Origin of the sequence: Rubritalea profundi, from assembly GCF_002954445.1 — a bacterium.
GTDB classification, from domain to species: Bacteria; Verrucomicrobiota; Verrucomicrobiia; order Verrucomicrobiales; family Akkermansiaceae; genus Rubritalea; species Rubritalea profundi.
Map to the genome: position 1 here is coordinate 293,853 of NZ_MQWA01000001.1, position 6,143 is coordinate 299,995.

The following is a 6,143-nucleotide window of genomic DNA, read 5'->3' on the forward strand; positions in this document are numbered from 1 at the left end:
GTGGGATGGCATTTGAGCATTGCCACAGCCGCGTGTATTCGTTTTGAAACTAGAGAGAGGAAGACGATCAACCGCTTCAATGATGAAGTGAACAAGGTCGTCATCAGCTACCCAGTCCCGTAAATCCGGAGGCAGTAGCATCGGGGTGTCACGGTCTACAGTTACGAATCTCTCAGCCATGAGCGAACTCTAGCAGATTTTAAGATTGTGAGGAAGGTAAGTCCGACAGACTCTTAACCTCACTTTACTAGCCACCACCTCCGACGGAAAGTCCTGCTCTAACAAAAGTCGCTATAGGCGATTCCAAGACTTTGTTCTTAATTTCTCACTATGCCTTTCGTCTGTTTCGAGGTTCATTCTTAGTCGTATACCTAAGCCTTCAACTGGGTTCGTGTTGGCGATGGATCGTACAAACTGGCAATTTGGACGTAAATACATCAACTTCCTAGCTATCGCCATTATTGCAGGAAAGGTTTCTATTCCGATCATTTGGAAAGTCCTCCCAGCTAAAACGAAACGAGGAAACTCTAACACTGCTCAGCGTATTTCCCTGACAAAGAAGCTACTCAAGATCATCCCAGCAAAGGACATCAAGGTCTTGACTATGGATCGAGAGTTTGTGGGTAAAGAGTGGCTCTCTTGGCTCGATAACAAAGGAGTCGGCTATGTTGTGCGTATCAAGAAAAACACGCTTGTAGGAAGTTTTTCAGCCTTGGAATTAGCAACTCGCCGTGGTCGTAAATCTCAGAGGTTACAAACCGTCTTTGGACTCGAACTTTTCTTCGCCTGTAAGCCAATGAAAAAAGACGGACGAACAAGTCATTTACTCATTATTAGCAATCGATTTACAGGCAAGGAGGCACTGAACCTCTACAGTTTACGGTGGGGAATTGAGAGGCTTTTGGGGCATTTAAAGAAAAGGGTTTTGACCTCGAAGCCACCCACATGACCAATCCAGCCAAGCTTGAAAAGCTCTTTAGTATCCTTACAATGGCCTTTCTATTGAGCTTTGCGTGGGGGTGTCATCTTCGATCCTCGGAGCAGAAAACCTCTGCGGCAACAAAGCGCAAAAGCCTGTTCCGACTCGGCCTTGAAGATATTTTGAATCTAGCTGATTGCCATTCAAAAGACTCAGGTCATCGAAGCAGACTCAAGGAATTTCTCCACTGGCTTAGCTCTACAACCTTCAACTCAATTTTCCTCGTGTAGTGTGATACAGCATAGAGAGTCAAAAGAGCTGAAATCTCACGATTCAGAAGCCAATTGTATGAATTCTGTCAAAAAAAGAACCCACCGCGCTAGCTAGTCGTATGGAGCCCAGCCGCGCTCGTCAAGCCGAGCCAGCCACAGAGCGTTGTCGAGCCACACGCAGTCCAGAGGGGAGTCGCTGCGCTCCAATTATAAATTCATGAGCATGGAGGTACGCTGGCAAAATATGGGTGAGATATGGATCCTGTTGGTGGTGAGGGATGGGCGGTTGGAAACCGCCGCCGCACTTCAGCCTTACTATTCGTGCGATTAGTGTGATTCGTGGTAGAGCAGTTTCATTGTGCTGGCCCTTTAACGCCTTTCGTCTTTTTCGCGGTAGAAAGGCTTCATCTGGCTGGGAGAATCTGTATAAATCTGTGTAATCTATGGTGGAAACTCGCTTAAATATGCTGGCTTAGAGCAAAGAGGCCGGAAGCGCTCTTCTACGCGCCTCGCTGGTCAAGTATTGCGCGCTAGCGTGCGACAAGAAGAGGATGTTGCCAATTATGGGGGCAGCCGAGTGTATGTAGACGCAGCTCTGGACAGAAAGCATGGTAGAGGCTTGAGGTCTAGCCTGGCTTGGTTTTGACTTTTCCCATCTAATTTCTTGTCAGTTGGTGGTTTTCAGCGGACACGTTTTGAACTACACCTTTCTAAGTAACACACCTTTCCTTCTCACTCACACCATGTCTGATTCCAATTTCGAGCCAACCTCTAGCGCTCCCAACACTCCCGACGATGTCTCACTGCGACCTCCAGCATTCAGCGAGTTTCACGGCCAGGAGAAAATCAAAGAACGCCTGATATTGATGGTGGAGGCTGCCCAACAGCGAGACGATGTGCTAGAGCACGTGCTCCTATCCGGCCCTCCGGGCCTGGGAAAAACAACCTTGGCCAATATCATTTCCGGAGCGACAGGCACCCAGCTGCACACCACATCCGGACCTCAGATCGAAAAAGCTGGCGATCTAGCTGGCGTTCTCACTAACGTCCAAAAAGGTGACATCCTCTTTATCGATGAAATTCATCGACTCCACCCAGCAGTTGAAGAATACCTCTACCCTGCCATGGAAGACTTCCGGCTCGACATCATCATCGACTCGGGCCCATCGGCACGCTCAATCCAGCTCAGCCTCCCGAAATTCACTCTGGTGGGAGCCACCACGCGCGCTGGCATGCTCACCGCCCCACTGCGTTCGCGATTTGGCCTAGTAAACAGGCTCGACTACTACACGCGCGAGCAACTCTCTGTGATTATAGTGCGCTCAGCAGGCTTGCTGGACATTTCGATCAAACCAGACGGCGCGCAAGAAATTGCTTCACGCTCGCGTGGCACTCCGCGTATCGCCAACAACCTGCTGCGCTGGGTTCGTGACTTCGCCCAAGTCCGCGGCGACGGAATCATCGATGGCGACACCGCAGTCAAAGCTCTAGCGATGATCGACATCGACAATGACGGACTCGATGAAATGGACGTGCGGATCCTCGAAGCAATGATTTACAAGTTCAACGGAGGGCCGGTAGGTCTCTCCTCAGTTGCGGTGGCTGTCGGTGAAGACGCCTCCACTCTCGAAGAAGTCCACGAGCCCTTCCTTATAATGCAAGGCTTCATAAAGCGCACCCCACGTGGCCGAGTCGCTATGCCCGCCGCCTACAAAAAAATAGGGGCAACACCGACCAAAGCACAAGGCGAGTTGCTTTAAACAATCTAAATGGTTGAAAAGTACACTTCCACACATTAAATTCCTTGACCCAAGTGCGTTGAACTGTTTATCTCCGCGTCAGAAACAAAAATTTCAAAAATTATGGCAAAAGTATGCAGCATTAGAGGATCAAAAGTACGTGTAGGTCGCAGGATCCACCGTTCTGGTCTCGCAAAGAAAAAGGGTGGTATTGGCCGTCACGTGACTAAAACAGTCAAACGTAAGGTTTCTCCAAACCTACAGACTAAGCGCATCTTCGTTCCTGAACTAGATCGTTACATCAAGCTCAAGTTGAGCTGTAAAGCGATCAAGACCATCAACAAGAACGGCGCTTACGCTACACTCAAAAAAGCAGGTATCATCAAGTAATTGATCACCTACTCTTTCTAGAGTAACCCATTTTAAAACGACGCATTCCTTTTGGATTGCGTCGTTTTTTGTACCTCCATTGATCGAAGTTCGATCCTCGATCTTCACCTGAAAAATGAAAATCCTCAGAAACTCCCACATATCAACTTCCCCATCTCCATGGATCCATACTGAGCAACTATCAGGAAGGAATGATGACAATTCACCCATTGCAAAATAAATCGCAGGCCCGCGTAACTCTATATTTCGTTCTTCGGGAACAAGGGATTAGTACCAAGACACTCAGCAGACCACTCTGTGCCAGCTAGAAACTCTTCTCTATCGGCAACCGTGCAACTTTGGCGAAAAACATAGTTCAAATCGCTCATGGCCCACTGCGCGACGACCTCAAGATTCCGAAACTCACCATAGTAGCCTGCGCTAATAACATTTTCACAGTTACCTTGGAGTAATGATTGGTTTTGAGCTTGGTGATTTGTCAGCCAAGCTGAATTCTAATATAACTATTCAAATTGTATAACACCGCATTGTGGCTAGCGATGTAAGATCCCTACATCTATGTTGGCAGCCCCACATCGTAGACTCATCGGAACTTAACGCTCCAAATCTAAAGAGAAGCATTCCGATGAGTGTGCTCAGTGGATTCAAGATCGGTTCTCTCTTCTCTTGGCTGGGTGTAAGGTTTTCGGACCTATTGAAGGAGTGTGTTAATCCGATTTTAACATCACCAGACCCTCACTACTTTACGAGTTGGTTTAAAGTGTAGCAAAACTGTTTATTCATTAGTGGCTCGCCGCTCTCGCTCATCAGTTTACTATTTTTAGAAATTTCGATCCAGTAAACTCTACCGGCTTCGAGATTCTGCACATTTAATACAATAGTGTCGCCCTCATTTGATTCGACAGAAGTCACTTTTTCATTTCTTTTATCAAGTTGCGGCCCCCCGTAGCTCCACTTGTCTTCGTAGCGGAACGAACGGACAGAAAAATCTTTAGATGCCAGTGATTTCTTATCGAATGAATGTGTGAACTTAAGATCAAAACCTGTTTCGCTAAGCTTGACATGCTTCACATCAAAGGGCTCTTTTCCAAGATAGGTGATCCTTGTTAGTCCCTCGCCAGGCTTGCCCCATCCTCTAACAGTATGACCAACGAAGAGCGTTTTCCCATCATCGGTAAAGACAGCTCTATTCCCGCCAGTCTTCAGTCCCACGTCATTGAAAAAATGCGTGCAAGCTCCCTGATATTTCCCCTGAACCTTCTCTAGCATAACTCTGCTAATACGCGTTCCATTGTTATCAGGAATCAGTAGCTGATCAGCAAATGGTCCAAAATTCTTCGGCACCTGAGCTGGCTCTGATGCCGAGCGATTAAATTCCTTGTGAGGTAGTAGTACCGAAGCTCTGGTCCTCATCGCATCGATTTCTGTTAATGGCATCTTCAAAGGGTCTTTCCCTTTTGGCCACTTAGGATCCCAGACTAGGCTTGATGGATGCCCATAAAAATTACCTTTCTCAATATGGTATAGCGGAGTCGTAGCACGCCAGTCACCCTGATTATCAGTTGCCCAGATGTTGCCCATTTTATCACGCGTGATTCCATTATGCATGCGGAAGCCGCTCGCATGTGGAGTGACCACACCATCCTTAGAATAATGCATGATCCAGCCCTTCCATTTCACCGATGAGAAGTTTCTTCCGCGTCTTCCTGTTTTAGAATATTCACCCTTCACATTATAAAACGTAGGGCCATTGTATGATGCAGTTCCCACCGCGATATAGTATCCGCCTTTACCATCTGGGCATATCTCATTCGTTTCATGGTAATTCCCACTCACGCCCCATGCGTCTGTTAGGTTTTTATAAGAATCAGCCTCACCATCACTATCGGTATCTTTGATCTCAGTCAGCTCCGCCATTTGACTAATGAGGATATGCCAGGTGCTACCACCTCCATACCGCAGGCATTATGAAATCCTGAAGCAAATAACTTCCATTGAAATTTACTAGGATCTGCAGTCGGTTTGGCCATCAAAATATCACCTCGACGTAGCGCAACATATATCGTGCCTTCGGTATCAAATTTCACTGCACCCACCTCAGGCGGAACACCCTCAGGAAGCTTGATTTCTTCTATCGAATAGTAATCCGTGATCTTTGCATTCTCAGCGGCCATCGCGGTATCAGGCACACAGCAAAATGCGAGTAAACAGCTGGCGGTGTATTTTAAAGTTAGATTCATTGTTATTTGTTTTTAAAGGTTTTGATATAGAGTAAAAGTGAATCCACTTCGTTCTCTGGAAGATTAAAGACAGGCATGTAATTTGGTGGAAAGCCTTCCACGACTTTTTTGTTTGGAGCTAAAATAGATTCCCTGATGTAGGCATCATCAGCCAGCTGTTTTTCCTTCATCCCGATGATAGGTCGGTGGCTCCCAGCGAGACCCAGTAATGTAGGACCATGGCTCTTTGCTCCATCAGCGCTGTGACAAGTAGCGCATGCCATCTTGTTAAAAATGACTTCACCACTCGCTGCGGAGACATCTTTAGCCGCAAGGGCTTTGTCTATCTTCAGCTCATATTGCTTAATGGAATCTTGTGAAATAGTAACGACTAGTTCCTTGTCAGAAACCTTCTTTACCTCAGTAGTCTCAGGGTTTGTTGGTGAGTAATCCAGCTTGCCCGTGCCGATCAACTGAATACGTTGTTGAAAGCTGTTAGGTTTCGATGTTGGCAATATCGTAGTTTGAATTTCACTACCCGCACCAGTTTTATACATAAACACAACTTGCTCCTTAGCTTTTTTAAATCCTAAGTATCGAGGAG

The 6,143-nt window shown here is 46.8% G+C and carries 6 protein-coding genes and 1 pseudogene; 3 read left to right on the forward strand and 4 right to left on the reverse strand.

The features are described 5' to 3' along the window. Positions 1–180 (reverse strand): annotated as a pseudogene (locus BSZ32_RS18585) (IS5/IS1182 family transposase); the annotation flags it as partial. Positions 181–400: 220 nt separating this feature from the next. Here BSZ32_RS18585 and BSZ32_RS01310 point away from each other — a divergent pair. From BSZ32_RS01310 to BSZ32_RS01325, 3 genes are all read left to right on the forward strand, one after another. Further along, complete coding sequence (locus tag BSZ32_RS01310) at positions 401–949, forward strand: transposase (protein WP_105041745.1); 549 nt, start codon at positions 401–403, stop codon at positions 947–949. A gap of 985 nt (positions 950–1,934) precedes the next feature. Then, positions 1,935–2,951, forward strand: coding sequence for a Holliday junction branch migration DNA helicase RuvB (gene ruvB / locus BSZ32_RS01320; protein ID WP_105041747.1), 1,017 nt, complete (start codon positions 1,935–1,937; stop codon positions 2,949–2,951). 102 nt (positions 2,952–3,053) lie between these two features. Beyond that, on the forward strand, positions 3,054–3,320 hold the full coding sequence (locus BSZ32_RS01325) for a large ribosomal subunit protein bL28 (RefSeq protein WP_105041748.1): 267 nt from the start codon (positions 3,054–3,056) through the stop codon (positions 3,318–3,320). A 738-nt stretch (positions 3,321–4,058) separates the two neighbouring features. Here the strand turns inward: BSZ32_RS01325 and BSZ32_RS01330 are convergent. From BSZ32_RS01330 to BSZ32_RS01340, 3 genes are all read right to left on the reverse strand, one after another. Beyond that, a complete protein-coding gene (locus BSZ32_RS01330) occupies positions 4,059–5,237 on the reverse strand; it encodes a hypothetical protein (protein ID WP_105041749.1) in 1,179 nt (392 codons plus the stop codon). Beyond that, on the reverse strand, positions 5,225–5,560 hold the full coding sequence (locus tag BSZ32_RS01335) for a hypothetical protein (RefSeq protein ID WP_105041750.1): 336 nt from the start codon (positions 5,558–5,560) through the stop codon (positions 5,225–5,227). The genes BSZ32_RS01330 and BSZ32_RS01335 overlap by 13 nt, the downstream gene beginning before the upstream one ends. Before the next feature lie 2 nt (positions 5,561–5,562). Then, positions 5,563–6,143, reverse strand: a 581-nt coding sequence (locus BSZ32_RS01340) for a c-type cytochrome (protein ID WP_206018685.1), incomplete at its 5' end; no start/stop codon positions are given.

Excerpts from the sequence above, each read along its gene's own strand:
- BSZ32_RS01325 (WP_105041748.1), top strand. The coding sequence starts at position 3,054 with ATGGCAAAAGTATGCAGCATTAGAGGATCAAAAGTACGTGTAGGTCGC.
- BSZ32_RS01335 (WP_105041750.1), bottom strand. The coding sequence starts at position 5,560 with ATGAATCTAACTTTAAAATACACCGCCAGCTGTTTACTCGCATTTTGC.
- BSZ32_RS01330 (WP_105041749.1), bottom strand. The coding sequence starts at position 5,237 with ATGGCGGAGCTGACTGAGATCAAAGATACCGATAGTGATGGTGAGGCT.
- BSZ32_RS01310 (WP_105041745.1), top strand. The coding sequence starts at position 401 with ATGGATCGTACAAACTGGCAATTTGGACGTAAATACATCAACTTCCTA.
- ruvB (WP_105041747.1), top strand. The coding sequence starts at position 1,935 with ATGTCTGATTCCAATTTCGAGCCAACCTCTAGCGCTCCCAACACTCCC.